Origin of the sequence: Agromyces sp. NBRC 114283 (assembly GCF_030268405.1) — a bacterium.
GTDB classification, from domain to species: Bacteria; Actinomycetota; Actinomycetes; order Actinomycetales; family Microbacteriaceae; genus Agromyces; species Agromyces mediolanus.
This window is the reverse complement of sequence record NZ_BSQP01000001.1, coordinates 2,468,791-2,494,074: the sequence shown is the minus strand read 5'-3', so window position 1 is coordinate 2,494,074 and position 25,284 is coordinate 2,468,791. Positions and strand designations below refer to the sequence as shown.

Below are 25,284 nucleotides of genomic sequence, written 5' to 3'. Positions count from 1 at the left end.
CTGATTATGGTTATATGTAGGTCATATTTCAAATCCGATCGAAACGGGTCCGACATTACTTCGTCACCGACAGTCCGAGATAATCGGGGGATGGATGCAGCGTCGCCCGGGTCCTCCGCCCTCCACGAGCGAGTGATCGAGACACTCGGCGCCGAGATCGTCTCCGGGCGGCTCGCGCCCGGTTCGCGCATCCTGACGACCGAGGTCGCGGAGCGCTTCGGCGCGTCGCGCTCGGCGCTCCGCGAGGTCGTGCGGGTGCTCGAGTCGATGGGGCTCGTCGAGGTGCGACGCCGGGCCGGTGTCGAGATCCTGCCGAGCGAGCGCTGGAACCCGTACGACCCCCGGCTGATCCGGTGGCGCCTCGCCGGCCCGGAGCGCCTCGACGTGCTGCACGCCCTCTCGCAGCTGCGCAGCGGGGTGGAGCCGCTCGCTGCCGGCCTCGCGGCCCAGCACGCGACGGCCGAGCAGCGCGCCGCGATCTTCGCGGCGGTGACCGGCATGGCGGAGCAGTCCCGCGAGGCCGACGGGGACCCGTACCTCGACCACGACATCGCCTTCCACGCCGCGGTCCTGGATGCCTCGGGCAACCACTTCTTCGCCGCGCTCGGCCCGGTGATCGGCGAGGTGCTCCGCGGTCGGACCGCCCACGACCTCATGCCGCACGAGGCGAATCCGGCGGCACTCCGCCTGCACCAGGAGGTCGCCTTCGCGGTCGCCGAGGGGCGCGCCGAGGATGCCTCGCGCGCACTCGCCGCGATCGTGACGGAGGCGGACCACGCCGTGCAGACCGTCGTCGCGGCGGCGAGCGGCGGGGACTGACGGCGCCTCGGGCGCGGCGCGGCTCGTCTCAGGTGCCGCGCACGATGAGCGGCGCCGGGAGCTGCTCGATGCGAGGTGCAGTGGGCCGGACCGGCTCGCGCAGCAGCGCCGCCATCATCCGGGCGGCGTGCATGCCGTAGCCGTAGGGGTTCAGATCGATCGCCGAGATCGGCGGCGTGTGGAACTCCATCATCGTGCTGTCGACGCCCGAGACGAGCGGGAATCCGCCGTCGGGGGAGCGGCCCATGGTGCGCAGCAGACCGGCGATGCGCGGGGCGACCGCGTCGCCCGCGACGAAGAGCCCGTCGCACGGGACTGGGGCGCCGAGCTCCTGCTCGAGGAGCTCCAGGATCTCCTCGTTGCTCTGCCTCGCGCTGATCGCGATGACCGCGGGGTCGATGCCGTGTTCGGCGCACCAGCCGCGGTAGCTGGCCTCGATGGTGCGGCTCCACTCGGAGACTGACTCGATCGTGAGGAGCCCGGGCCGCATGGCGCCCCGGGCGACGAGATGCCGCAGGCTGTCATGGGTGGCGGCCGGGGCATCCGCCTCGACGATGCCCCACGGCGCCTCGGCCGATGCCGGCGGGGGGTCGATGCAGACCGTCGCTCGGCCGCTGCGAAGCAGCTCGAACATGCCCAAATCGTCGGAGTGCGGTTCGACGACGACGAAGCCGTCGACTTCCGGGAAGTCCCGCACATGCCCCGTTTCGCCCGCCGAGGGCAGGAGGAGGGGCGAGAGCTCGGTGTCGGCGAACCCGGCCACGATCCCGCGCATGATCTCGGCGAAGTAGAGCGAGTACTCCATGACGGTCGAGGGGAAGTAGACGCCGATGGTGTTGGTGCGGCTCAAGCGGAGCGCCTGGCCCGTGCGGTTCGGCCGATAGCCGAGCTCCTCGGCGGCGCGGCGCACCTCTTCGCGCGTCTGCTCGGACACCCCGGGCTTGCCGTTCAGCGCCATCGAGACGGCGGCGGCCGAGATGCCGAGGTGTCCTGCGAGGTCCTTGAGTGTCGTTCCCACGCCTGCCTTCCGGGGTGCCGAGGTCGAACTGCGGGGACCGGACGGCGTCGTCGAACGCGTTGACAATGCCGGTGCCCATCAATAGGCTACCCGTCATTCCTTAAACGATTAAGTTCGCCGGAATGCCAACGGTTGTCAGAGTACCAAGGAGTCAGGGTTGACCGACGCACTCGATCTCGCGTTCACGAACGGCGCGCTGTTCGACGGAGAGCGCTACCACGCAGGGCCCACGCACGTGGGGGTCTCCGGCGGTCGCATCGTGCTCGTGGGTGAGGAGGTGCTCGCCGCGATCGGACCGGACACCGAGGTGGTCGAGCTCGACGGCCGGCTGCTGCACCCCGGGATGAACGACGCGCACGTGCACCCCGTCGAGGCCGGCATGGAGATGCTCGGCTGCGACCTCTCGGAGGGCTACACGCGCGAGGACTACCTGGAGCTTGTGCGCGACTACGTCGAGCGCAACCCCGGCGTCGAGTGGATCGTCGGGGCCGGCTGGCAGCAGGCCGCCTTCCCGGGCGGCGCCCCGCTCGGCGCCGACCTCGACGCCATCTGCGCCGACCGTCCAATCATCCTGTCGAACCGCGACCATCACAGCGCCTGGGTGAACGCCGAGGCCCTGCGCCGCTGCGGCATCGACCGCGACACCCCCGACCCGGCCGATGGCCGCATCGAGCGCGACGCCGCAGGGGAGCCCACGGGCACCCTGCACGAGGGCGCGCGGATGCTGGCGCTCCGCCACGCGCCGGAGCCGAGCTTCGACGACATGTATGCGGGATTCCGCGTCGGCCAGCGGAAGCTAGTCGGCTACGGCATCACGAGCTGGCAGGACGCCCTGATCGGCCAGTACGGCAACCACAGCCCGCTCTTCTACGACGTCTACCGCCGCGCCGAGGAGCGCGGCGAGCTCATCGGCCGGGTGAACGGCGCGCTCTGGTGGGAGCGTTCGCTCGGGCTCGAGCAGATCCCGGCGTTCCTCGAGAAGCGCGCCGCCGTCGCCGGCGGCCGCTTCCGCGCCGACACGGTGAAGATCATGCAGGACGGCGTCGCCGAGAATCAGACCGCCGCGATGATCGAGCCCTACCTCGTGCCCGGCCGCGAGTGCCGCCACAGCGACAACAGCGGCATCGCCTTCGTCGACCCGGCGAAGCTGCCCGAGTACGTCACCGAACTCGACCGGCTCGGCTTCCAGGTGCACTTCCACGCGCTGGGGGACCAGGCGGTGCGCGGCGCGCTCGACGCCATCGAGGCGGCCCGACGCGCGAACGGCCCGGCCTCCACCACGATGCACCTGCTCGCGCACATCCAGATCATCAACCCCGCCGACGTGCCGCGCTTCGCCGAGCTCAACGCCTCGGCGGACATGCAGCCGCTGTGGGCGAGCTACGACCCGCAGATGGTCGAACTCACCGTGCCCTTCCTCGGCGAGGAGCGCGTCGGGCACCAGTACCCCTTCGGCTCGCTGCACCGCGCCGGCAGCCACCTCTGCGGCGGCTCGGACTGGCCGGTCACCTCCGCCGACCCCTGGCTCGGCATCCACGTCGCCGTCAACCGGCGGATGCCCGAAGGGCATCCCGACTACAACCCGCGCGTGTTCCTCGAGGAGCAACGCCTCGAGCTCGACGTCGCCCTGCGGGCGTACACGCTCGGCGGAATCGAGGCGAACGGCCGGGACGAGGAGCTCGGGCGGATAGAGCCCGGGCAGCTCGCCGACCTCGTCGTCGCCGACCGGAACCCCTTCGCCGCGCCCGTCGCGGAGCTCCACCTCACCCGGGCGGCGCTCGTCTACGTCGACGGCGCCCTCGTGCACGCCGCGGACACCGTCCCCGCCTGACTCCGTCTCACCGCACCATTCACCTGCCCATCCATCCCCCAACCGAAGGAATCGAAATGAAGAAGCGCCTCATCGCCGCGGCCGCCCTCACCGCGCTCGCCCTGAGCGGCTGCACGGCCGCGGCCGACGCCGAGCAGCAGGCCGCGGAGGGCGGCACCGCCTCGGCGAACTCGGCCGTCGACCTCTCGAAGATCGAGAAGAGCGAGGCGGCGGCGAAGCTGCTGCCGGCCGACATCGTCGAGCGCGGCACCTTCGTGCTCGCCGTCGACGCGACCTACCCGCCGAACGAGTTCAAGGACGACGCCGGCAACCCGATCGGGTGGGAGGTCGATCTCATGAACGCGGCCATCGTGAAGCTCGGCCTCGAGCCCAAGAACGAGATCTCGAAGTTCGAGAACATCATCCCGAAGATCGAGCTCGGCACCTACGACTCCGGCATCGCCGGCTACTACGACACCGTCAAGCGCCAGGAGAACTTCGACATGGTCGACTTCTTCCTCGCCGGCAACCAGTTCGGCTCGCTGAAGGAGAACCCGATCAGCGACGAGCTCGACATCTGCGGCCAGAAGATCTCGGTGCCGAACGGCGGGTCGGCGCCGCTGTACTACCTCCCCGAGGTGGAGAAGCGCTGCGTCGCCGAGGGCAAGGGCACGATCGAGGTCATGGGCTACGACACGACCGACGAGATGGTCGCCGCCGTCACCCTCGGCCGCGCCTTCGCGTTCGTCGCCGACTCGCCCGTCGTGAGCTACGCCGTGAAGAACAGCGGCGGCAAGCTCGTCGCCTCGGAGATCTACGAGACGCTCCCCGCCGGCGCACCGTTCAAGAAGGGCAACGACGAGCTCGTCGCCGCCTTCGCGGCCGCCGTGCAGGAGCTGCACGACGACGGCACCTACGACGAGATCCTCGAGTTCTGGGGCGTCGAGGCCGGGCGTCTCGACGCCATCACGGTCAACGCCGGCACCGAGTAGTCCGCGTGTCCGAGATCACCCGCGCCGTCCCGGTGGCGCGCCCGAAGCCGATCCAGGCGGTGCCGCTGCGGCATCCGTGGCGGAACCTCCTGGCCTTCGCGCTCATCTTCCTGCTGCTCGCGTTCATCATCGACGCGGCGCAGCGGGAGGCGTACGACTGGCCCGCGTTCGCGCTCTACCTGTTCGACGTCCGCGTCATCCAGGCGGCGGGCGTGACGCTCGCCCTGACCTTCCTCGCGATGATCGGGGCGGTCGTCGTCGGCATCGTGCTCGCGGTCATGCGCGAGACCGACAACCCCGTGCTGCGGGCGATCGCCTGGGGCGTCATCTGGTTCTTCCGCGGCACTCCGGTGTACGTCCAGCTCGTGTTCTGGGGCCTGCTCAGCTCGATCTACCAGACGATCAACCTCGGCCTGCCGTTCATGGAGCCGTGGCTCGTGCTGGAGACCGCTGACGTGATCCCGCTGTTCTGGATCGCCGTGCTCGGGCTCGCGCTCAACGAGGCCGCGTACATGGCGGAGATCGTGCGGGCCGGGCTGCTCTCCATCGACCCCGGCCAGACGGAGGCCGCCTCCGCGCTCGGCATGGGCTGGTGGCTCACGATGCGGAAGGTCGTGATCCCGCAGGCGATGCGGGTGATCATCCCGCCGACCGGCAACGAGGTCATCTCCATGCTGAAGACGACCTCGCTCGTGACGGCGGTGCCGTTCAGCTGGGACCTCTACACGCGCACGCGGGACATCTCGGCGGCGACGCTGAACCCGATCCCGCTGCTGCTGGTGGCCTCCGTCTGGTACCTGTTCTTCACCTCGATCATGATGATCGGCCAGAGCCGGCTCGAGAAGCACTTCTCGCGCGGCCAGCTCGGGCACGGCGCGACGCCGAAGCGCCGCAGGCGCCAGGATCGCGCCGATCGCGCCCCGGTCGTGCTCGCGAGCCCGGAGACCGTCGCCGCACCGAGCGGCGCGGGCGCACCGGAGGGCGCGGGGTTGTCGGACGTCGCGGGGATGCCGGAAGGAGACAGGCGATGAGCGACATCAAGGTCAGCGCGCAGGAGGTGCACAAGTCCTTCGGGGACACGCACGTGCTCAAGGGCATCGACCTCGAGGTGCGTCGCGGCGAGGTGAGCTGCCTGCTGGGCCCGTCCGGCTCCGGAAAGTCGACGTTCCTGCGCTGCATCAACCACCTCGAGTCGATCGACTCGGGCCGCATCGAGGTCGACGGCACGCTCATCGGCTACCGCGAGCACGGGGAGCGGCTGCACGAGCTGAAGCCCGCCGAGGCGGCCGCGCAGCGCGAGAACATCGGCATGGTGTTCCAGCGGTTCAATCTGTTCCCGCACATGACCGCGCTCGAGAACATCACCTGCGCGCCGGTCTTCGTGAAGCGCGCCCAGCGCTCGGAGGCGCGGCAGCGCGCGCTCGAGCTGCTCGAGCGGGTGGGCCTCGCCGACAAGGCGGATGCCTACCCGCGTGAGCTCTCCGGTGGGCAGCAGCAGCGCGTCGCGATCGCCAGGGCGCTCGCGATGACCCCCGAGCTGATGCTCTTCGACGAGCCGACTTCGGCGCTCGACCCGGAGCTCGTGGGGGAGGTGCTCGACGTCATGAAATCCCTCGCCGAGAGCGGCATGACCATGATCGTCGTGACCCACGAGATGGGCTTCGCCCGTGAGGTCGCCGACACGGTGACGTTCATGGACGGCGGGGTCGTCGTCGAGCACGGGACCCCGGAGGAGGTGCTCGTGCGGCCGCAGCACGGGCGCACGAAGGCGTTCCTCTCGAAGGTGCTGTGAGCGGTGGCGGGCGGGGCGGACGTCGCGCCCGCCCCGCCCGCCGATCCCCGGCCCGGACAACCTCGCCGTGAAGGAACGTTCCACCGCGTGACCCAATGTGACATGCGCGCCAGCCCGGCCCGCGCGCGATCGGTAGATTCCTGAGTGACCGCTCCACGCGCCGGGCCCGCCCCGCTGGAGCGGTTCGCCGTCGGGCCCCCGCCCACGGTCATCCCCCGATCCTGGAGCTTCACATGCGCACTCGCCGCCGTCTCGTCGGAGGCCTCGCCCTCCTCGCCAGCGCCGCCCTCCTCACCGCGTGCAGCGCGGGCGGCGGAGAACCGGCGAGCGAGACCGCCGAGGACGCCCCGAAGATCACCTTCCTCTACTCGCCGTACGCCGACTACGCGCCGTTCTTCCTCGCGGAGGAGAAGGGCTACTTCGAGGACGCCGGCGTCGACGTCGAACTCATCTCGAAGAGCGGCAGCTCGGGGGAGACCTATCAGCAGGTCTCCACCGGCAACATCGTGGCCGGCGGTGCGACCTGGGGCGCGGGCCTCTTCAACGCCACGAAGGCGGGGGCATCCCTTTCCGTCATCGCGAGCGTCTCGCGCATCCCCGAGTCCGGCAAGAACCCCTCGCCGCTCCTCGCCTCCGAGCAGTCCGGCATCACCGAGGCGGAGCAGCTCAAGGGCAAGAAGATCGGCATTCCCGGCGACGGCGGCTTCGGCATCTACTCGGTGCACCTCGCGCTCGAGTCGGCCGGCCTCTCGCTCGACGACGTCGAGCTCGTGAACCTGAGCCCGGGCGACATCCCGCCGGCGCTCGCGAACGGCTCCATCGACGCCACCTGGTCGATCGAGCCCATCTCCTCCGCGGTCATCGCGCAGGGCCTCGCTCACGAGATCCTCGACGTCGACTACCAGGCGGGCGTCGAGCTCGGCGCGCTCGTGTTCAACACCGACTACGTCGAGAAGCACCCGGCTGCGGTCGTCGCCTTCACCTCCGCCTACCTGAAGGCCGTGCAGGAGCTCGCCGACGGCGGCTGGCAGGACGCCGACGACCAGGCGGTCATCGCCGAGTACACGGACCTCCCCGTCGAGACGCTCACGTCCATCGGCCTCACCGTGCAGGACCCCGAGGGCGCCATCGACTGGAAGGACGTCGCCCGCCAGGAGGCGTTCTTCCGCGACCGTGGCGCACTCGAGTTCCAGGGCGACTCCGGCATCGAGCAGGTGTTCCGCGCCGATCTGCTCGAGCAGGCCTCGGCCGAGGCGAGCTCGGCGGCCGCCTCGAAATGAGCGGCATCTCCGTCCAGGGGCTCTGGAAGGCCTACCCGAGCGCCGAGGACCGCGATGAGGTGCTCGTCGCGCTCGAGGACGTCTCGCTCGAGGTCGGCGAACGCGAGTTCGTCTGCGTGCTCGGGCCCTCCGGGTGCGGCAAGAGCACCCTGCTGCGGATCGCGGCGGGGCTCGAGAAGCCGAGCCTCGGCACGGTGGAGACGCAGAGCCGTCCCTCGGTGGTCTTCCAGGAGCACGGGGTCTTCCCGTGGCTCACGGTCGCCGAGAACGTCGCCTACCCGCTGCGGCTCCGCCGGGTGCCTCGGGCCGCGCGCCGCGAGCGCGTCGCCGAGCTGCTCGAGCTCGTCGGGCTGACGGAGTTCGCGGGGTACTACCCTTCCCAGATCTCGGGCGGCATGCGCCAGCGCACCTCGGTGGCGCGCGCCCTCGCGGACGACGGCAACGTGCTCCTCATGGACGAGCCCTTCGGTGCGCTCGACGAGCAGACCCGGGTCGCGCTGCAGCAGGAGCTGCTGCGGATCTGGGAGCAGACGGAGAAGTCCGTGCTCTTCATCACCCACAGCGTCGACGAGGCGCTGACCCTCGCCGACCGGGTCGTGGTGATGTCGCACCGGCCGGGCCGCATCATCGCCGAGGTGGAGATCCCCTTCGGTCGGCCGCGCGACATCATCGAGCTGCGCCGCGATCCGCGGTACGGCGAGATCACCTACCAGCTGTGGAACCTGCTCGAGGGCGACACGGCGGCCGAGGAGGCGGTGGCGCAGTGAGCACCGACACGCAGACGTCCGACACCCAGGCATCCGCCGCCCGAGCGGGCCTCGGCCCGGCCGTCGCCGACGCCGATCGCGAGGAGATCCGGGCGCGGCTCGCGTCCGCGGTGCAGGCGGAGCGCGGCTCGCCGTGGATCCGCCGGATCGGCCCGTACACGCCGCTGCTGCTGCTCGTCGTGTGGGAGGCGCTCAGCCGCCTGGGCGTCCTCGACGCCCGCTTCTTCCCGGCGCCGACGGCGATCGTCGAGACTTTCGTGAACCTGCTCGTCTCGGGGCAGCTCGTCACGGACATCCTGATGACGCTGTCGCGCATCGCCGTCGGCTTCGTGCTCGGCGCGATCCCGGGCGTGCTGCTCGGCCTGCTGCTGGGCTCGGTGCGCTCGGTGCGCCTGCTGCTGGAGCCGGTGTTCTCGAGCCTCCTGCCCATCCCGAAGGTCGCGATCTACCCGCTGCTCCTGCTGATCTTCGGACTCGGCGAGACGAGCAAGTACGTCATCGTCGCGATCGGCGTCTTCTTCTACCTCTTCTTCAACACGATGAGCGGGGTCATGCAGACGCCGCCCCTGTTCGACGACGTCGCCAGGGCGAACGGGGCGTCGCGCATCCAGCGTCGGCTCACCGTCTCGCTGCCGTACGCGCTGCCCTCGATCTTCACGGGCATCAAGCTCGCGACCGGCGGCGCGTTCGTGATCATCGCGGCGTCCGAGTTCGTCGGCGCGCAGAGCGGGCTCGGCTACCTCATCTGGAGCTCGTGGTCGACGTTCGCGGTCTCGAAGATGTACGTCGGCATCGTGACGATCTCGGCGCTCGGCTACGGGGCGACCGCACTCGAGGGCTACCTCGAGCGCCGGCTCGTGCCGTGGGTGAAGTACTGAGCGGGGCCGGGATGTCGCACCACCTCGACGCCGGCGCCGCGCAGGCGCTCGTCACCGGCCGGCTCCGGGAGCACTCGCCCGAGACGTCGGCGGCGGAGCTCGCGCTCGCCTCGCGCTGGCTCGTCGAAGCGGAACTGCTCGGGCTGCCGGACTTCGGGGTCGGGATGCTCCGCCGGGACCTCGACCGCCTGGCGGCCGCCTCGACCGCAGGAGCGCCGGCCGAGCCCTCGGGCCCGGTCTCCGACGCGCCGACGGCGAGCATCGACGCCACCGGGCGGCCCGGCATCCTCGCGCTCGCCCGCGCGACCGTGGCCGCGGCGCAGCGCGCGATGACCCACGGCTCGGCCATCGTCGGCATCCGGGGCGCGGGCGCGCTCGGCGTGCTCGGCCTCGCCGCCCGCGAGCTGGCCGAGCGGGGCTTCGTCGCGTTCCTCGCGGCACAGGCGCCGCCGATCGTCGCGCCCTGGGGCGGCACGCAGCCCGTGGTGGGCACGAATCCCATCGCGATCGCCGTGCCCAGGCCGGACGCGTCGCCGCTCGTCGTGGACTACGCCACGGCGCCAGCCACGATGGCCGCGCTGCGCCGCCATCGCGCGGACGGCAGCCCACTGCCGGCCGGGCTCGCGATCGACGCCGACGGCGCCGGGACGACGGATGCCTCGCGCCTCGCCGCGCTCGTGCCGGCGAGCCTGCTCGGCTCACTCACGGGGCTCGTCGTGGAGCTCCTCGCCGGCGTCGTGACGGGCGGCCGCGGAGCCGCCGACGGCACGCGCGGAGCCATCCTGATCGCGGTGGACGCCAGCGTGACCGGTGCGACGGACGTCGCCGCCGGCGCAGCGCGGCTCGCGGAGGACTGGCGGGCGGCGGGCGGCCACCTTCCCGCGCGATTCGATGCCCTGCCGGCCCGGGCGACCGCGCTGGCCGAGCCGCCGGCACCGGCCGGCACGGTCGCGCTCGATCAGCCGACCGCGGACTGGCTCGGACTCGGCACGACCGCCACGGACGGCGCCCGATGAGCGGGGGGCTCGAGCTCCGGGTCGATCCGCCGGTGGCGCCGCTCTGGCAGCGCCGTGCGATCACCGTCCGGGGAGCCGCGCCAGGGGCGCTCGTCACCATCCGGGCGACGACCCGTCGCAGCGGCGGCGACTGGGCGGCGCAGGCGAGCTTTCTCGCCGATGCCGACGGCCGAATCGATCTCGACCGCGACGCGCCCGTCTCGGGGGACTTCCGCACCGCCGACGCGATGGGCCTGTGCTGGGCGCAGCGCCGAGAGCCCGGCACGAGCGGCCCCGCGGAGCCGCTCGACGTCGGCGAACCGCTCGTCACCCGGCTGCACGCCCGGGAGGAGCCTGGCACGGGCCTCCCGGAGCTCGGAGATACGGGGGCGAGGGGAGCCGAGGCGCACGCCGAGCTCGTGCAGCAGCTCCTCGTGCCCGGAGTCGAGCGGCGTGAGGTCCGGCACGACGGGCTCGTCGGCACGCTCTTCCGCCCGGCCGGACCGGGACCGTTCCCGACCGCCATCGTGCTGAACGGCTCCGGCGGCGGCATCAACGAGGCGCGGGCTGCGCAGTACGCCGCGCGCGGCATCCAGGCGCTCGCGCTCGGCTACTTCCGGGCACCCGGCCTGCCCGAGTACCTCTCGCGCACCCCGCTCGAGTACTTCGAGCGCGCGATCGAGTTCGTGCGCGACGGGCTCGACCCCGCGGGCGGGGCGCCGATCGTCACCGGGCAGTCGCGCGGCGGCGAGCTCTCGCTGCTGCTCGCGGCGAGGTTCCCCGAGCGGATCCTCGCGATCGCCGGATTCGTACCCGGCGCCTACGTCTTCGGCGCGCAGGGCGCGGCCGATCCGGCCGAGGGCTGGGACGGACCGAGCTGGACCCACGGCGGGGAACCTCTCGAACACCTCTGGCACGACAACGCCGAGGTCGAGTGGCAGCCCTGGAACGACGAGCCGCCGCCGACGCGCAACGCCGACGTCTACGTGGACGGGCTGCGCGACCGCCGGCTCGCGCTTGCCTCGCGCATCCCGATCGAGCGCTTCGCCGGACCGGTGGCGTTCGTGTCCGGACTCGACGACCGGGCGTGGCCGTCGAGCGGCGCATCGCGGATGGCCCTCGCGAGCCTCGCCCGCCACGGGCACCGCGCGGAGCGCCTGCACCTCGACTACGAGGACGCCGGGCACGGCATCGGCCTGCCGCACCTGCCGAGCACCGACATCGAGCGGGTGCACCCGGTCTCCGGCGTGCGCTACTCGAACGGCGGCACCCCGCGTGGCAACGCCCGCGCGAGCGCCGACTCCTTCGAGCAGATCTGCGCCTTCATCCACCGCGCGGCCGCCGCCTGACGGCTGCCGCCTGCATCCCACGCCCCACCACGAGAGAAGGAACCACCTCCGATGCCAGCGATCGAACACCTCGAGGGACAGTGGCGCGAGTGGCGCCACGCGCGCGTCGCCGAGCTCGCCCGGCCCTACGGCTGGACCGCGCTCGTCGCCCAGTACTGGCTCACCGACGCTTCGAGGGACGAGACGTTCGAGCTGCTGCCCGGCACCTGGTCGGTGGAGGATGGGCGCATCATCTACACCCCGCCGGTCGGGGGCCCGAACCTCGTCGTCGACGGCGAGTACCCGAGCGGGCCGGTCGAGATCCGGCCGGGCCGGAACCAGACCTACGGCCACGGGTCGAGCGCACCCGTGTACTTCGGCCGCAGCGAGGTCGAGACGATCGTGCGAACGAGCGACGGCGGGGACCCGCTCTACGCCATCCGCGTTCGCGACCCCGAGGCGTCGGCGGGCGTCGACCTCTCGGGGTTGACCGCCTATGACTACGACCCCGCCTGGCGGCTCCCCGCGAGTTTCACGCCGGCCGAGCGGGAGGACGTCGAGCAGCCCACCGTCGAGACGGGCGTGCGTGAGACGACCGCGCGCATCGGCACGCTGCGCTTCGAGTTCGAGGGGCGCGGCTACGAGCTCGCGCTCATCGGCAAGGACACCGCGCACGGGGTGCAGCCGGTCGCCCACCTCCGCGACCTCACGAGCGGGCGCACCACCTACGGCGCCGGTCGCGTCGTCGAGCTGCAGTTCGCCGACGAGGCCGGTGAACGCATCGACGTCATCGACTTCAACTACCTTCACGCCCTGCCCTGCGCGTTCACGAACTTCGTGACGTGCCCGGTGGTGCCGCAGCAGAACCACCTCGACTTCGAGGTGCTCGCCGGCGAGCAGCGACCCGCCACCGACATCGCGCGCGTGCTCACCTTCGAGACCCCGGCCGCCTGAACCCGGCCGCCTGAACCCGGCCGCGTGAGCCTGGCCACGGGACCGGGCGCCCGGGGCGGGTCGCCCGGGGCGGGTCGCCGCCCCGGCGCCGGGTATGCTGCGAACCGGCGCGCGGGCGCCCGAGGAGGTGCAGTGGAGGAACGTCCAGCCGGCGACGACGCGGCCGCGCTCACGCCCGACGACGCCGTCGACGAGGCCGGCGAGCGCGCCCGGGCGATCCGCGAGAGCGTGGCCGTCGGCGTCGCGACAGCGATCTACGGCGTCTCCTTCGGCGCGCTCTCCGTCGCGGCCGGCCTCGACGTGTGGCAGACGGTCTTCCTCAGCCTCGTCATGTTCACCGGCGGCTCCCAGTTCGCCCTCGTCGGTGTCCTCGCCGCGGGTGGTGCGGCCGCCGGGGGCTCGGCCATCGCAACCGCGGCGATGCTCGGCATCCGGAACGTCGTCTACGGCATGCGGATGAAGCCCCTCGTCGGCGGCGGTCCGGCACGCAACGTGCTCGCCGCGTGGATCACGATCGACGAGTCCACCGCCGTCGCGCTCGCGCAGAAGCTGCCGGGCAACGCCCGCCTCGGCTTCTGGCTGACCGGGGCGATCGTGTTCGTCGGCTGGAACCTGACGACGCTCGCGGGCGCACTCATCGGCGATGCGATGGGTGACACGAGGGCCTGGGGGCTGGATGCTGCGGCCGGCGCGGCCTTCCTCGGCCTGCTCTGGCCGCGCCTGAAGCGGTTCCAAGCCGGTGCCGTGGCCGTCGGCGCGGCCGTGGTCGCGGCGGTGGTGATGCCCTTCGTCATGCCCGGACTGCCCGTGCTGATCGCGGCGCTCGTGGCCCTCCTCGTCGGCTGGTTCGACCTCTTCGACCGGAGGCGCCGCGCATGACGACCTGGCACCTCATCCTCATCGCCTCCGCCGCCACACTGGCGCTGAAGCTCGGCGGCTACCTCGTGCCGGTCGGTTTCCTCGAGCGTGAGCGTCCGGCGCGCATCGCGGATCTGCTCACGGTCGCGCTGCTCGCGGCGCTCATCGTGGTGCAGACGCTCGGCGCCGGGCAGGCGCTCGTCGTCGACGCGCGGGTGCCCGCGCTCATCGTCGCCGCCGCGCTCTACGCCATCCGGGCGCCGTTCATCGTCGCGGTCGCGGCGGCCGCGGTCGTCGCGGCGGCGATCCGCGCCTTCGGCTGAGCCTCAGCCCTCGAGGTCGTCGACGCCCGGCATCCAGGAGACGCCGGGGCGGCCCCAGCCGAGCTTCTTCGTGATCTTCGTCACGATCTTGCGGTCCGCGTGCGAGAGCCGGTCGGTGTAGAGCACGCCGTCGAGATGGTCGTACTCGTGTTGGAAGATTCGCGCGAGCCATCCCTGCGCGTCGATCTCGTACCGCTCGCCGTCGAGGTCGGTGGCGCGCAGCACCGCGCGCTCGGCGCGACGCAGCCCGAAGCGCTCGCCCGGGAACGACAGGCAGCCCTCGGACTCCTCGTCGAGGTCGGGCTCGCCGGGCGGCGGGGGAGAGATGAGGAGCTCGGGGTTGATGGCCACGCCGCGCCAGCGGACGCCCTCCTCATCGGTCCAGCCGTAGGTGAAGACCCGCAGATCCACGCCGACCTGCGGGGCCGCGAGACCGACGCCCGGGGCGGCATCCATCGTTTCGAAGAGGTCGGCGACGAGCGTGCGGATCTCGTCGTCGATCGTCTCGACGGGGCGGGCGGGGGAGTGCAGCACCGGGTCGCCGGTGATTCGAATGGGGAGCACGGCCATTCGGCAAGGATATCGAGGCGCGAGCGGGTAGGGTCGAGGTCGTGGATCCGGACCTGAGCGAGCTCACCGAGCAGATCGCCCTCGACCCGCAGCAGTTCATCGGCATCCCGCTCGCGATCGCGGGCGCGGTGTTCCTGTCGCTCGGAGCTCAGTTCCAGCACCGCGGCGTCGTCAAGGTCGAGTCGCGCACCACCGACAGCCTCGGCAAGGGGCTGAGCGTCAAGCAGCTCGCCCTGCTGCTCGCCCGGCCGTCCTGGGTCCTCGGCACGCTCATGCTCGGCCTCGCGGTCGTCTTCCAGCTGTCGAGCCTGTACTTCGCGCCGCTCATCGTGGTGCAGCCGCTCGGCGCGATCGCCCTCGTGATCACCTCCATCGTGAACTCGAAGGTGAACCACGTGAAGCTGAACCGCAAGGCGATCACCGCGATCGCGCTCTGCGTCGGCGGCGTGTTCCTCTTCGTCGGCGTCGCCGCCTTTACCGCGGTCGACAAGCCCGTGACCGAGCAGCAGCTCATCACGATCCTCGTGATCCTCGCCGTCGTGCTCGTGCTCGCCGGCCTCGCGTTCGTCTTCTTCCGGCACCGTGTGCGGGCCATCTTCTACGTCATCATGGCGGGCGTCGTGTACGGCTTCGTGGCGACCCTCGCCAAGGTGGTGCTCGGGCGCATCCAGCAGGGCGACTTTGAGTGGATCACGCTCATCTGCGTCGTCGCCCTGCTCGCGGCGACGGGCCTCGGCGCCTACTTCGTGCAGAACGCCTACGCCTCGGGCCCGCCGGACCTCGTCATCGCCGGCCTCACCGTCGTCGATCCGATGGTCGCGGTCGCGATCGGCATCATCGTGCTCGGCGAGGCGTCGCAGGCGCCGATCTGGGCCATCCCGGTGTTCATCGTCGCCGGGGCGATCGCCGTCTTCGGCGTGTTCATGCTCGCCCGCAATCACCCGCAGACGCGGCTCTGAGCCACGGGTGACGGCCCGTCATCCCGAGGGATGACATGCGCGCGGCGAGCCGTTCGCCGCGCCCTGCGTAGACTAAGGTCGGTTGCAGCCGCGCCGACCTCGCGCGCCCACCTGGGGGACGAACCGTTCCCGACGCTCGAACTGTGAGGAACCTCCCACGTGTCAGATTCTTCCGATCCGGCGCCCGCCGAGCTCGGCACCGCCTCGAAGCGACCGCTCCGCATCCTGATCGGGGCCGACACCTTCGCCCCCGATGTGAACGGCGCCGCCCGCTTCGCGGAGCGCCTGGCCGCCGGACTCGTCGAGCGCGGGCACGAGGTCCACATCGTCGCGCCGGCCGCGAGCCGCAAGCACGGCACGTGGAACGAGGTGCACGAGGGGCAGGAGATGGTGGCCCACCGCCTCTACAGCTGGCGCTGGTACCCGCACGACTGGCTGCGCTTCGCGCTGCCGTGGCGCATCAAGCGCAACTCCGCCCGCATCCTCGACGAGGTGCAGCCCGATGTCGTGCACTTCCAGTCGCACATCGTCGTCGGCCGTGGCCTGTCGATCGAGGCCGAGAAGCGCGGCATCCGCATCATCGGCACGAACCACTTCATGCCCGAGAACATGCTCGAGTTCACGCTCATCCCGAAGGCGTGGCAGGAGTGGGCCGTCGGCCTCGCCTGGAAGGCGGCGAAGCGCACCTTCGGTCGCGCCGAGTCCGTGACCACGCCGACCCGCCGTGCGGCCGAGTTCCTCGAGCGCTACACCGGCCTCCGCGGCGTGCACGCGATCTCCTGCGGCATCGACGCGCACAAGTACTCCCCGAACTGGGAGCCGCGCACCGAGAACCGGATCCTCTTCGTCGGCCGGGTGACGGGTGAGAAGCAGATCGACGTGCTGCTGCGCGCCGCGCTGCTGCTGCCCGCGGAGCTCGACGCGAAGATCGAGATCGTCGGCGGCGGCGACCAGCTGAAGGCGCTGCAGCACCTCGCCGACGAGCTCGGCATCGCCGATCGCGTCACCTTCACCGGTCGCGTCACCGACGAGGAGCTCCGCGACGCGTACCACCGGGCGACCGTGCTCGCGATGCCGTCGATCGCCGAACTCCAGTCCATCGTCACGATGGAGGCCATGGCGTCCGCGCTGCCCGTCGTCGCGGCGAACGCGATGGCGCTGCCGCACCTCGTGCACGACGGCGAGAACGGCTACCTCTTCGAGCCGTCGAACCCCGAAGACCTGGCGGCGAAGCTCCGCACCGTCCTCGAGGCCGACCCGGCCGAGCTGCGCCGCCTCAAGGAGGGCTCGATGCGGCTCATCGAGGCGCACGACATCCAGCGCACGCTCGCGACGTTCGAGAGTCTGTATCGTGGTGAGGCGGTGGCCGACCCGGCCACCGATCCGGCGTCGGCGGCCCGCGAGGACTGATCGGCGCAGGGGGCGGTAGCTCAGCTGGTCAGAGCAGTGGACTCATAATCCATCGGTCACGGGTTCAAGTCCCGTCCGCCCTACTCCGTCCGCACGTCCGCCGCGGGCTCGCCTCATGCTCCGCTCCGGGGCAGAATCGAGCCATGGTCGAGATCTCCGAGGGCGACTTCGAGCGCATGGTGGGCGAGGTGTATGACTCGCTGCCGGGCGAGATGGTTCGCGGGCTCGAGAACGTCGCCATCCTCGTCGCGGACCAGCCGCCGGGAGAGCGGCCTCGGCTCTACGGCCTCTTCAGCGGCCGGCCGTTGAAAACACGCGGCGCGTACGGCTTCGGCGAGCTGCCCGACCGCATCACCCTGTTCCGCAACACCATGCAGGAGCACAGCGCCGACCTCGACGCGCTGCGGGCACGGGTGCGCATCACCCTCGTGCACGAGATCGGCCACTACTTCGGGCTCGACGACGCGCGGCTCGGCGAACTCGGCTGGGCCTAGCTGGGAGCGCGGACAGCGGCACGCCGACGCGAACGGGCCCCGGCGACGATCGTCACCGGGGCCCGCTTGCGGGTGCGTCGTGCTACTTCGCGACCGCGGGCTCGTCGGCCTGCTTCACGACCGCACCGCCGGCGAGGCCGGCGAGGATCGACGACACATCGAGCCCGGTGAGCGACTTCACGACCTCGGTGCCCTCGCCGAGCACCTGGCCGACGGTCTTCGTCACCGCGCTGGCGCCGTCGGTGGAGACGACCGTGAGGGTGTCGATGTTCGAGATGGGCTCGGCGGCGGCGCGCACGATCTCGGGCAGGCGCGAGATGATCTCCTGCGCGAGGGCGGCCTCGCCGTACTTCTTCAGCGCCTGTGCCTTCGCGTCGGTCGCGGCCGCCTCGGCGAGACCCTCGGCCTGGATCGCCGCGGCCTTGGCCTCGCCGTCGGCGCGGATACCGGCGGCGAGGGCCACCTGGCGGTCGCGCTCGGCCTCACCGGCGAAGCGCACAGAGGTCGCGGCGGCCTCAGCGTCCTGCACGGCGGCGACCTTGTTCGCCTCGGCGATCTTGGTGCGCTTGTACGCGTCGGCCTCGGTCGCCGCGTTCGCGGCGTCGCGCTGCGCGTTCGCGCGCTGCACCTCGGCGTACGCCTCGGCCTCGGCGGGCTTGCGGACGTCGATGTCGAGGCGCTCCTGCGTCACGAGCGCCTGCTCGGCGAGCGCCTCGCGCTCCTCGGTGGCGACGAGCTTGTCCTGCTCGGCCTTCGCCAGGAGGCCGGATGCCTCGGCCTCAGCGTTCGCGCGGTCGGTCTCGGCCTTGATCGACGCCTGGCGCAGGCTCAGCGCCTTCTGACGCTCGGCGATCTGCTCGGCGGCCTCGATGCGCGCGAACTCGCTGGCGCGGGCGGCCTCGGCCTCGCTGATCTCGGCGACCTGGCGTGCCCGGGCGGCCTCGGCGCGGCCGAGGTTCGCGAGGTAGTCGCTGCCGGGGGTCGAGATGTCGGAGATGTTCAGCAGGTCCACCTGCAGGCCCTGCTCGACGAGGTCGGCCTTCGTCTCGGAGACGACCCGATCGGAGAGGCTCTTGCGGTCGGAGATGATCTGCTCGATCGTCATGTCGCCGACGATCGAGCGCAGCGAGCCCTCCAGCGATTCCTTGATGATCTCGGTGAGCAGCTGCTGCTGCGAGAGGAAGCGCTGGGCCGCGCGGCGCACGCCGTCCTCGTTGCCGGACACCTTGAAGTTGATGGACGCCTTGATCGCGATCTTGATGCGGTTCTTGTCGACGCCTTCGACGGTGATGCCGATCTGGCGCTGCTCGAGGGAGATCGAGAAGCCCTGCTGCAGGATCGGCCAGACGAAGGTGCGGCCGCCGATGACGACGCGCTGACCGCTGGCCTGCTCTGGCGAGGCGCGGCCGGCGCCGCGGCCGACGATGACGAGCGCCTCGTTCGGCGGCACACGGCGGATGCGCCGGGCGATGAAGACGAGCAGGCCGAGCAGGGCGATGACGAGCGCGATGATCGCGATCACCTGGATGAGGGTCGGGTCGAGCATGGGGGCTTCCTTCTCGGTTCGGGGCGGGGATCGGCGCGTGGGGCGCCCGGGGGAGTCTCTGGCGTGCCGTGCGGCACGTTGGGCTAGTCGGCGACGACCTTCACCCGGCTGCCGGCCTGCTCGACGACGCGTACGCGCGAGCCCTCGGCGATGGGGTCGGCGGAGTACGCCATGCGCCGCTCGAGCTCGCCGGGGCCGTCGAGGCTGACCTCGCCGCCGGCGGGGGAGATGTCGGAGCGGGCGACGCCGCTGAGGCCCACGGCGGAGACGGGGGCGCCGTCGGAGCTGCGGGTGAGGTTGCGCACCACGAGCACGCTCAGCACGTAGGCGACGACGGCGAGCACGGCGGCGAGCACGTAGGCCCAGACGAGTTCGAGGCCGAGCGAGGCGGTGAGCGTACCCGCGGCGCCGAACACGACGAGGCCGACGGCGAGCGCCGTGCCGGAGATCGCGCCGTCGCCGATCTCGAAGTGATCGAGGATGTCGCCGAGGATCAGTGAGACGAGGAGGAGGGCGAGGCCGACGCCTCCGACGATGAGGAAGGGGAGGAGCACGTCGCCGGCCTCTCTGCTCGGGTGGAAGTGGGAGTGCGTTCACCCTATCGGCAGAGCTCCGGCCCCGCATCGCCGATCGGACGGGCCGGTCCGGATAGGGTCGAGGCGTGACGGTCGAATCGATGCCGAAGACGGTGATCTCCTGGGGGATCGGGATCGCCCTCCTCGGCGGGGTCCTGATCGCGACCGCACCGTTCCTGGTGAGCGGCCCATGGCGGGCCGTCAACACCGAGGAGTGGTCCCTCGTCATCGGCGTCTACGAGATCGTGATGGCGCTCGCCCGTGCGCTGCTCGCGCCGCTCGGCGCGGCGCTCATCGGGGCCGGGCTCGTGATGAAGTACCTCGACCGTCGCCTCGCCGGAGAGCGGATCGCGGACCGGCCCCGGCGCTGGCGGTTCCCCGACCGGGCCGCCGACCACGGCTGACGCGCGGCCGCTCGCGCGCCGCGAGCTCGATCGCCGGACGCGGCGCCTCAGCTCGGCGCACTTCAGACCCGCGCGACTCAGACCCGCGCGACTCAGACCCGCGCGACTCAGAGCCGCGCGACTCAGACCTGCGCGCCTCCGACCGGCGTGACGACCGCGAGCGCCTCGACCGCGTCGGCGCCGCGGAGCCGCACCATGCGCTCGACGATCTCGTCGGCGACGCGCTCGTCGACCGTGCGGCAGACGACGTCGTTCGGGCCGAGCGGTTCGAGTCCGCCGCCACGGACCCGGATGACGTCCCAGCCGACCTCGGCGAGCGCTTCGTCCTTCTCCCGGTCGGAGGCCTCCTTCAGCCCCAGATGGGCCCGCCGCGAACGACCGGGGTCGTCGTACTCGATCGCGATGCGCAGCTGCGGGACGAGGATGTCGGGCCAGACCTCGTTGCGCCCGAAGAAGGTGCGCGCGACGCGGACCGCGTTCACACGGTGGTGCAGCCGGATGCGTTCGCCGAGGAGCCCCTTGAGCCGCTGCTCGGTCATCGAGGTGCGGGTGCGCAGGCCGGGGTTCATGAACGCGACGCCCGCCTCTCGCCGTGCGGCCGGGGCGCCCGCGCTCGTGCGGCACTTCGCGCACGCGGTGCCGGTGAGCTGCTCGCGCACGCTCGCCCGGTAGCGGTCGTGGCCGCGTTCGCAGCGCCACTCGTACTCGGCGCCGATGCGGGTCTCGCGGGCGAGCCGCCCGCGCTCGGGCGGACTCGCGCGGCGCAGCAGTTCGCCGCGCGAGCGCTGGGTCTCGGCGATGAGCATGCACAGCGGGCAGACGCGGGAGAGACGGACGGCGCCACGCTCCGGGTCGCCGCCGTGCCCGCAGCGGAAGCTCACTTCAGCCATGCCGGGCCTCCGGGCTCGCACTCGTCCTCATGCCGCCATGCTCGCGGGCACCACCGACACGCGCGCCGGCGATGTCACCGGCGTGGGCCACACTGGGAACGTGCGCATCGCGATCGGTCCCCGCGACGACGGCCTGATCGCCCTCGTCGACCCCGACGCGCCCGAGCAGCCGCTCGCAGCGGTTCCCGCCGGCGAGCTCCCGGCGACGGTCGCCCGCTTCGAGCGGCACGAGTCCCCTCGCTGGGTCTGGAGCGACACCCGGCAGTGGTATCCGAAGTTGCTCGCCGCGGGGGTGCGCGTGGAGCGATGCGACGACCTGCTGCTCGCCGCGGCGATCCTCGACCACTCCACTGACACCGCGACGGTGCGCGAACGCGGAGCCGCCGCGGCGCCCGCATGGATCGCTCGGCTCCGCGCCGGGCAGCTCGCGCCGGCGCCCGCCGCGCTCGGCACCGCACTGTTCGACTTCGACGACTTCGACGGCGACCACGGCGGCGCGGGTGCTCCCGGGCCGAGCCTCGACGAGGTGCTCGCCGAAGACGCCCGCCAACGGGCGCTCACCGCCGACAGTGCGCGGCCGCGGGCCATGCGTCTGCTGCTCGCGGCCGAGTCCGCGGGGGCGCTGATCGGGGCCGAACTGCACGCCGCCGGACTCCCATGGAGCCGCGAGGTGCACGAACGAGTGCTCGAGACCACACTCGGGCCGAGGCCGCGCCCTGGGGCCAAGCCCGAGCACATGGAGCGGTTCGCGGCCGCCGTGCGTCGTGAGCTCGAGGCGCCGGGGCTGAACCTCGATTCGCAGCTCGAGGTGCTGCGCGCGCTCCGCGCGGCGGGCATCCCCGTCGAGTCCACCAGCCGCTGGGAGTTGCGCGAGCACGAGCACCCCGCCATCGAGCCGCTGATCGCCTACAAGAAGCTCGCCAGGCTCGCGAGCGCGAACGGTTGGGCGTGGCTCGACGAGTGGATCGTCGACGGCCGGTTCCGCCCCGACTACGTCCCGGGTGGCACTGCGACCGGGCGTTGGGCGACCTCCGGCGGTGGCGCGCTGCAGCTGCCGAAGCTCATCCGAAGCGCGGTGGTCGCCGATCCCGGCTGGCGGCTCGTGGTGGCCGATGCCGCGCAGCTCGAACCGCGCGTGCTCGCCGCGTTGGCCCGCGACGAGGCGATGGCCGACGCGGCCCGCGGGCGCGACGTGTACCGCGGCATCGTCGAGGCCGGCGTGGTCGAGGAGCGCGACCAGGCGAAGATCGCCGTGCTCGGCGCCATGTACGGCGCGACGACGGGCGACAGCGGAAGGCTCGTGCCACGACTCGCGCGGGCCTTCCCTCGGGCGATGGCGCTCGTCGATCGGGCCGCGGCCCAGGGCGAGCGCGGCGGCAGCGTCACGACGAACCTCGGCCGCTCCTCCCCGCTGCCGCCCGCGAGCTGGCGGGAGGTGCAGCAGCGTGCGAGCGAGCCGGAGGCGAGCCCGGCCGACGAGCGCCGCGCCCGCAGCTCCGCGCGCGACTGGGGCCGCTTCACCCGCAACTTCGTCGTCCAGGGCAGCGCCGCGGAGTGGTCCCTGTGCTGGATGGCGGCGCTCCGCTCTCGCCTCGCCGCGATGGAGCCGTCCGCGAGCCGAGCGGCGGCGTCCGGCCCCGTGTTCGAGGCGACGCCGCATCTCGTCTATTACCTGCACGACGAGATCATCGTGCACACGCCGGCCGAGCGTGCCGAGGAGGTCGCGGCGGCGGTCGCCGAGTGTGCGGCCGAGGCGGGTCGCCTGCTCTTCGGCGACTTCCCCCTCGACTTCCCGCTCGATCTCGCCGTCGTCGACAGCTACGCGCTGGCCGAGGGCTGAGCCGAACGGCGTCGACCGCGCTTCGGGCGCACCTCCGAGGGGGCGAACGCGAGCGCTGCGGCGTCCTCCGCGGCGGCGACCTCGTCGAGCCACGCCAGGGCGGCTCGAGCGCGCGCCGCGTCGGCGGCGGCGGCCAGCCGGCTCAGACGGGCGCCGGCCGAGGCATCCGCCTCAGGCTGTTCGCCGGCCGCGGCGGCGTTCGCGGCCGCCTCGCTGGCAGCGGCGAGCCGCGCGAGCCAGCGTTCGCGTTCGGCCGCGAGCACGGGGGAGAGCGGCACCTCGGGAAGCGACGCGGTGATGAGCACGCGGTCGAGGCTCTCGTCCCACGGGTCGGCGCCCGAGGCATCCGTGCCGGAGAGCCAGCCCGCGACCACCGTCTCGCCGCTCCCGGTGAGCCGGTGCAGCGGCAAGCCGTCGTCGGTCGCGCCGGCCGAGGTGATCAGCCCCGCCTTCGTCGCGCGCTCGAGCGTGGCGTAGCTCTGGCCGACGTTGATCGCACGCCGGCCGCCCGTGCGTTCGGCGAGGCCGCCGTGCAGGGCGAAGCCGTAGGCCGGGCCCATGCCGAGCAGTGCGAGCAGTGCTTCGCGAACGGCCACCGTGCGCCTCCGATCCTGAGCTGAAGAACTCCTCACCGAGCATAGTGTTCCCGGGGAGGGGTCCGCCACGCCGTCTCCAGCCGCGACGCGCCGGGGATTCTTGTCATTCCGCCTGATGCGAGGCATAATCGCGGGTGACGGCAGTGCCGTCGGCAATCGAAGATCCGCCCGTTCGTTCCGAGGTCGTAGGGGAAGACGCACCTCAGAGAACGGAGTAGAGATGGCGGAGCAGCTCACGCGGGCCACGCGCGCCGCGCGAGGAGTGCTGTTCGTGCACTCCTCGCCACGAGCGATCTGCCCCCACCTCGAGTGGGCGGTGGGACGCACGCTCGGCGTGCCCGTGAACTTCGACTGGCAGGAGCAGCCGGTGCTGCGCGGCAGCATGCGCGCGGAGTACTACTGGGAGGGCGTGCAGGGCGACGGCGCGCGCCTCGCCTCGGCGCTGCGCGGCTGGGACCACGTGCGGTTCGAGGTGAGCGAGGACCCCGGTGCCGGCAGTGACGGCGCACGCTGGATGCATACGCCGGACCTCGGCATCCACTTCGCGCAGACCGACAGCGCCGGCAACGCCGTGGTCCCCGAGGACCGCGTCCGGTACGCGCTCGAGCTCGCCGGGCACGACCCGGTCGAGCTGCACCGCGAGCTGCGCCTCGCACTCGGTCAGGCGTGGGACGACGAGCTCGAGCCGTTCCGCCATGCGAGCGACTTCGCTCCGGTCGTCTGGTTGCACCAGGTGGGCTGAGCGGATGCCGCGGGTCGCCTGCGGCGCGACGCGGAGGTCGGATGAGATTCCCGGCGACCGTACGAGCGAAGCGGGCGGCCCGATGTCGACGGCCCCGGTGGGAATCCCACCGGGGCCGTCGTCATGCGCCGTGCGAACGGCGTCGGATCATGCGGAGCGGAACGCGATGACCGCGTTGTGCCCGCCGAAGCCGAAGGAGTTCGAGATCGCGAGCTGGTCGCCGGCGCCCAGATCCTGCGACTCGCCGGAGACGCGGAACGGGACCTCGGGGTCCTGCTCGGTGAGGTTGATCGTCGGCGGTGCCTGACGGTCGCGGATCGCGAAGATCGTGAAGATCGCCTCGAGCGCGCCCGTGCCGCCCAGGAGGTGGCCCGTCGACGCCTTGGTCGCCGACACGGGGATGTCGTCGATACGGCTGCCGAACACGTTCTTCAGCGCCTGGTACTCGTTCGGGTCGCCCACCGGCGTCGAGGTCGCGTGCGCGTTGATGTGCGTGACCTCGTCGGCCGAGGCACCGGCCTGGGCGAGTGCGAGCTCGACCGCCCGGGACGCACCGCGGCCCTCGGGGTCGTTGGCCGTGATGTGGTACGAGTCGGCCGTGACGCCGCCGCCGACCACGTAGGCGTAGATCTTCGCGCCGCGGGCCTTGGCGTGCTCCTCGGTCTCCAGGATGAGCGCACCGGCGCCCTCGCCCATGACGAAGCCGTCGCGGTCGATGCTCGTCGGACGCGAAGCGTGCGCCGGGTCGTCGTTGCGGCGGGAGAGCGCCTGCATCGACGCGAAGGACGCGATCGTGATGGGGTGGATGGCCGACTCGGTGCCGCCCGCGATGACGATGTCGGCGAGGCCGTCCTGCAGGTGCTTGACGGCGTTCACGAGCGACTCGGTGCTCGAGGCGCAGGCGCTCGCATAGGTGCTCGCGTAGGCGCGGGCGCCGAAGTGCAGCGAGAGATTGCCCGCGGCGGCGTTCGGCATGAGCATCGGCACGGTCATGGGCAGCACGCGGCGGGGGCCGCGCTCGCGCAGCGTGTCCCAGGCGTCGAGCAGCGTCCAGACGCCGCCGATGCCGGTCGCGAAGTCGACGCCGAGACGCTCGGGGTCGACCTCGGGGGCGCCGGCGTCGGCCCAGGCCTCCTTGGCGGCGATGAGCGCGAACTGGGAGGCGGGGTCGAGCCGCTTGGCGACGGGGCGCTCGAGGACGGCCTCGGGGCGCACGATGGCCTCGGCCGCGAAGGTGACGGGAAGCTCGTACTTCTCGACCCAGTCGTGCTCGAGGCTGCGGGCGCCGGACACGCCGGCGCGCAGGGCGTCCCAGCTCTCGGGGGCGGTTCCACCGAGCGGCGAACTCGCACCGATGCCGGTGACGACGATGTTCTTGGTCATGACGAAAACACTCCGGGAGGAAACGGGACGAGGACCGTGCGAGCGGGCCGCCTGGGCGGCC

The 25,284-nt window shown here is 72.1% G+C and carries 26 protein-coding genes and 1 tRNA gene; 20 read left to right on the top strand and 7 right to left on the bottom strand.

The window, feature by feature from the left end; all coding sequences use genetic code 11:
* Positions 1–90: 90 nt before the first annotated feature.
* Positions 91–819, top strand: a complete 729-nt coding sequence (locus QSJ60_RS12055) for a FadR/GntR family transcriptional regulator (protein WP_230766886.1) — start codon at positions 91–93, stop codon at positions 817–819.
* A 28-nt stretch (positions 820–847) separates the two neighbouring features.
* Here the strand turns inward: QSJ60_RS12055 and QSJ60_RS12050 are convergent, their stop codons facing one another.
* Positions 848–1,837, bottom strand: a complete 990-nt coding sequence (locus tag QSJ60_RS12050) for a LacI family DNA-binding transcriptional regulator (protein WP_285463750.1) — start codon at positions 1,835–1,837, stop codon at positions 848–850.
* A 157-nt stretch (positions 1,838–1,994) separates the two neighbouring features.
* On the opposite strand from QSJ60_RS12050, the gene QSJ60_RS12045 reads away from it, so the two are divergent.
* The 12 genes from QSJ60_RS12045 to QSJ60_RS11990 all read left to right on the top strand — a co-directional run bounded on the left by QSJ60_RS12045 (position 1,995) and on the right by QSJ60_RS11990 (position 13,814).
* Positions 1,995–3,668: an amidohydrolase gene (locus QSJ60_RS12045; protein ID WP_285463749.1), complete on the top strand. Its 1,674-nt coding sequence runs from the start codon at positions 1,995–1,997 to the stop codon at positions 3,666–3,668.
* Between the two features lie 56 nt (positions 3,669–3,724).
* Positions 3,725–4,639, top strand: coding sequence for an ABC transporter substrate-binding protein (locus QSJ60_RS12040; RefSeq protein WP_230766893.1), 915 nt, complete (start codon positions 3,725–3,727; stop codon positions 4,637–4,639).
* A gap of 5 nt (positions 4,640–4,644) precedes the next feature.
* A complete protein-coding gene (locus tag QSJ60_RS12035; protein ID WP_285463748.1) occupies positions 4,645–5,670 on the top strand; it encodes an amino acid ABC transporter permease in 1,026 nt (341 codons plus the stop codon).
* Entirely contained in the window at positions 5,667–6,431 is a 765-nt protein-coding gene (locus QSJ60_RS12030) for an amino acid ABC transporter ATP-binding protein (protein WP_285463747.1), read from the top strand. The genes QSJ60_RS12035 and QSJ60_RS12030 overlap by 4 nt, the downstream gene beginning before the upstream one ends.
* A 233-nt stretch (positions 6,432–6,664) precedes the next feature.
* The gene (locus QSJ60_RS12025; protein ID WP_189086439.1) at positions 6,665–7,711 is read left to right on the top strand and encodes an ABC transporter substrate-binding protein; all 1,047 of its coding nucleotides are present in this window, start codon (positions 6,665–6,667) and stop codon (positions 7,709–7,711) included.
* The gene (locus QSJ60_RS12020; RefSeq protein WP_230766904.1) at positions 7,708–8,478 is read left to right on the top strand and encodes an ABC transporter ATP-binding protein; all 771 of its coding nucleotides are present in this window, start codon (positions 7,708–7,710) and stop codon (positions 8,476–8,478) included. Before QSJ60_RS12025 ends, QSJ60_RS12020 begins: the two co-directional genes overlap by 4 nt.
* The gene (locus tag QSJ60_RS12015) at positions 8,475–9,356 is read left to right on the top strand and encodes an ABC transporter permease (RefSeq protein WP_285463746.1); all 882 of its coding nucleotides are present in this window, start codon (positions 8,475–8,477) and stop codon (positions 9,354–9,356) included. The genes QSJ60_RS12020 and QSJ60_RS12015 overlap by 4 nt, the downstream gene beginning before the upstream one ends.
* Before the next feature lie 11 nt (positions 9,357–9,367).
* Entirely contained in the window at positions 9,368–10,372 is a 1,005-nt protein-coding gene (locus QSJ60_RS12010) for an Ldh family oxidoreductase (RefSeq protein WP_285463745.1), read from the top strand.
* Positions 10,369–11,700 carry an acyl-CoA thioesterase/bile acid-CoA:amino acid N-acyltransferase family protein gene (locus tag QSJ60_RS12005; protein ID WP_285463744.1) on the top strand — a complete coding sequence of 444 codons (1,332 nt, stop codon included), beginning with the start codon at positions 10,369–10,371 and terminating at the stop codon, positions 11,698–11,700. Before QSJ60_RS12010 ends, QSJ60_RS12005 begins: the two co-directional genes overlap by 4 nt.
* 51 nt (positions 11,701–11,751) lie before the next feature.
* A complete protein-coding gene (locus tag QSJ60_RS12000; RefSeq protein ID WP_230766916.1) occupies positions 11,752–12,633 on the top strand; it encodes a DUF1684 domain-containing protein in 882 nt (293 codons plus the stop codon).
* Positions 12,634–12,765: 132 nt separating this feature from the next.
* A complete protein-coding gene (locus tag QSJ60_RS11995) occupies positions 12,766–13,512 on the top strand; it encodes an AzlC family ABC transporter permease (protein ID WP_372458697.1) in 747 nt (248 codons plus the stop codon).
* On the top strand, positions 13,509–13,814 hold the full coding sequence (locus tag QSJ60_RS11990) for an AzlD domain-containing protein (protein ID WP_189086432.1): 306 nt from the start codon (positions 13,509–13,511) through the stop codon (positions 13,812–13,814). Before QSJ60_RS11995 ends, QSJ60_RS11990 begins: the two co-directional genes overlap by 4 nt.
* A gap of 3 nt (positions 13,815–13,817) precedes the next feature.
* On the opposite strand, the gene def is transcribed toward QSJ60_RS11990, so the two are convergent.
* Positions 13,818–14,384, bottom strand: a complete 567-nt coding sequence (def, locus tag QSJ60_RS11985) for a peptide deformylase (protein ID WP_285463742.1) — start codon at positions 14,382–14,384, stop codon at positions 13,818–13,820.
* A gap of 41 nt (positions 14,385–14,425) precedes the next feature.
* Between def and QSJ60_RS11980 the strand changes: the two genes are divergently transcribed.
* The 4 genes from QSJ60_RS11980 (at position 14,426) to QSJ60_RS11965 (ending at position 17,247) form a co-directional block, all read left to right on the top strand.
* Positions 14,426–15,343 carry a DMT family transporter gene (locus tag QSJ60_RS11980; protein ID WP_285463741.1) on the top strand — a complete coding sequence of 306 codons (918 nt, stop codon included), beginning with the start codon at positions 14,426–14,428 and terminating at the stop codon, positions 15,341–15,343.
* A gap of 159 nt (positions 15,344–15,502) precedes the next feature.
* On the top strand, positions 15,503–16,753 hold the full coding sequence (locus QSJ60_RS11975; RefSeq protein ID WP_229781809.1) for a glycosyltransferase: 1,251 nt from the start codon (positions 15,503–15,505) through the stop codon (positions 16,751–16,753).
* A 9-nt stretch (positions 16,754–16,762) separates the two neighbouring features.
* Positions 16,763–16,836 (top strand) — tRNA-Ile (locus tag QSJ60_RS11970).
* 60 nt (positions 16,837–16,896) lie between these two features.
* Complete coding sequence (locus tag QSJ60_RS11965; RefSeq protein WP_285463740.1) at positions 16,897–17,247, top strand: metallopeptidase family protein; 351 nt, start codon at positions 16,897–16,899, stop codon at positions 17,245–17,247.
* Positions 17,248–17,329: 82 nt separating this feature from the next.
* Here the strand turns inward: QSJ60_RS11965 and QSJ60_RS11960 are convergent, their stop codons facing one another.
* Together QSJ60_RS11960 and QSJ60_RS11955 are read right to left on the bottom strand one after the other, a co-directional pair.
* Positions 17,330–18,793 carry a flotillin family protein gene (locus QSJ60_RS11960; RefSeq protein ID WP_230766932.1) on the bottom strand — a complete coding sequence of 488 codons (1,464 nt, stop codon included), beginning with the start codon at positions 18,791–18,793 and terminating at the stop codon, positions 17,330–17,332.
* Between the two features lie 83 nt (positions 18,794–18,876).
* Positions 18,877–19,347, bottom strand: a complete 471-nt coding sequence (locus tag QSJ60_RS11955) for an NfeD family protein (RefSeq protein WP_230766934.1) — start codon at positions 19,345–19,347, stop codon at positions 18,877–18,879.
* Between the two features lie 107 nt (positions 19,348–19,454).
* Here QSJ60_RS11955 and QSJ60_RS11950 point away from each other — a divergent pair, with 107 nt between their 5' ends.
* Positions 19,455–19,772: a hypothetical protein gene (locus QSJ60_RS11950; RefSeq protein ID WP_285463737.1), complete on the top strand. Its 318-nt coding sequence runs from the start codon at positions 19,455–19,457 to the stop codon at positions 19,770–19,772.
* Positions 19,773–19,894: 122 nt separating this feature from the next.
* Here QSJ60_RS11950 and QSJ60_RS11945 read toward each other — a convergent pair whose 3' ends face one another.
* On the bottom strand, positions 19,895–20,662 hold the full coding sequence (locus QSJ60_RS11945) for a putative endonuclease domain-containing protein (protein WP_285463736.1): 768 nt from the start codon (positions 20,660–20,662) through the stop codon (positions 19,895–19,897).
* Positions 20,663–20,699: 37 nt separating this feature from the next.
* Here QSJ60_RS11945 and QSJ60_RS11940 point away from each other — a divergent pair, with 37 nt between their 5' ends.
* Positions 20,700–22,502: a bifunctional 3'-5' exonuclease/DNA polymerase gene (locus tag QSJ60_RS11940; protein ID WP_502871387.1), complete on the top strand. Its 1,803-nt coding sequence runs from the start codon at positions 20,700–20,702 to the stop codon at positions 22,500–22,502.
* On the opposite strand, the gene QSJ60_RS11935 is transcribed toward QSJ60_RS11940, so the two are convergent.
* On the bottom strand, positions 22,481–23,098 hold the full coding sequence (locus QSJ60_RS11935) for a PadR family transcriptional regulator (RefSeq protein ID WP_285463734.1): 618 nt from the start codon (positions 23,096–23,098) through the stop codon (positions 22,481–22,483). The genes QSJ60_RS11940 and QSJ60_RS11935 overlap by 22 nt on opposite strands.
* 220 nt (positions 23,099–23,318) lie before the next feature.
* On the opposite strand from QSJ60_RS11935, the gene QSJ60_RS11930 reads away from it, so the two are divergent.
* Positions 23,319–23,840, top strand: a complete 522-nt coding sequence (locus tag QSJ60_RS11930) for a DUF3145 domain-containing protein (protein ID WP_230766949.1) — start codon at positions 23,319–23,321, stop codon at positions 23,838–23,840.
* Between the two features lie 147 nt (positions 23,841–23,987).
* Here QSJ60_RS11930 and QSJ60_RS11925 read toward each other — a convergent pair whose 3' ends face one another.
* Positions 23,988–25,223: a beta-ketoacyl-[acyl-carrier-protein] synthase family protein gene (locus QSJ60_RS11925; RefSeq protein ID WP_230766952.1), complete on the bottom strand. Its 1,236-nt coding sequence runs from the start codon at positions 25,221–25,223 to the stop codon at positions 23,988–23,990.
* Between the last annotated feature and the right edge of the window lie 61 nt (positions 25,224–25,284).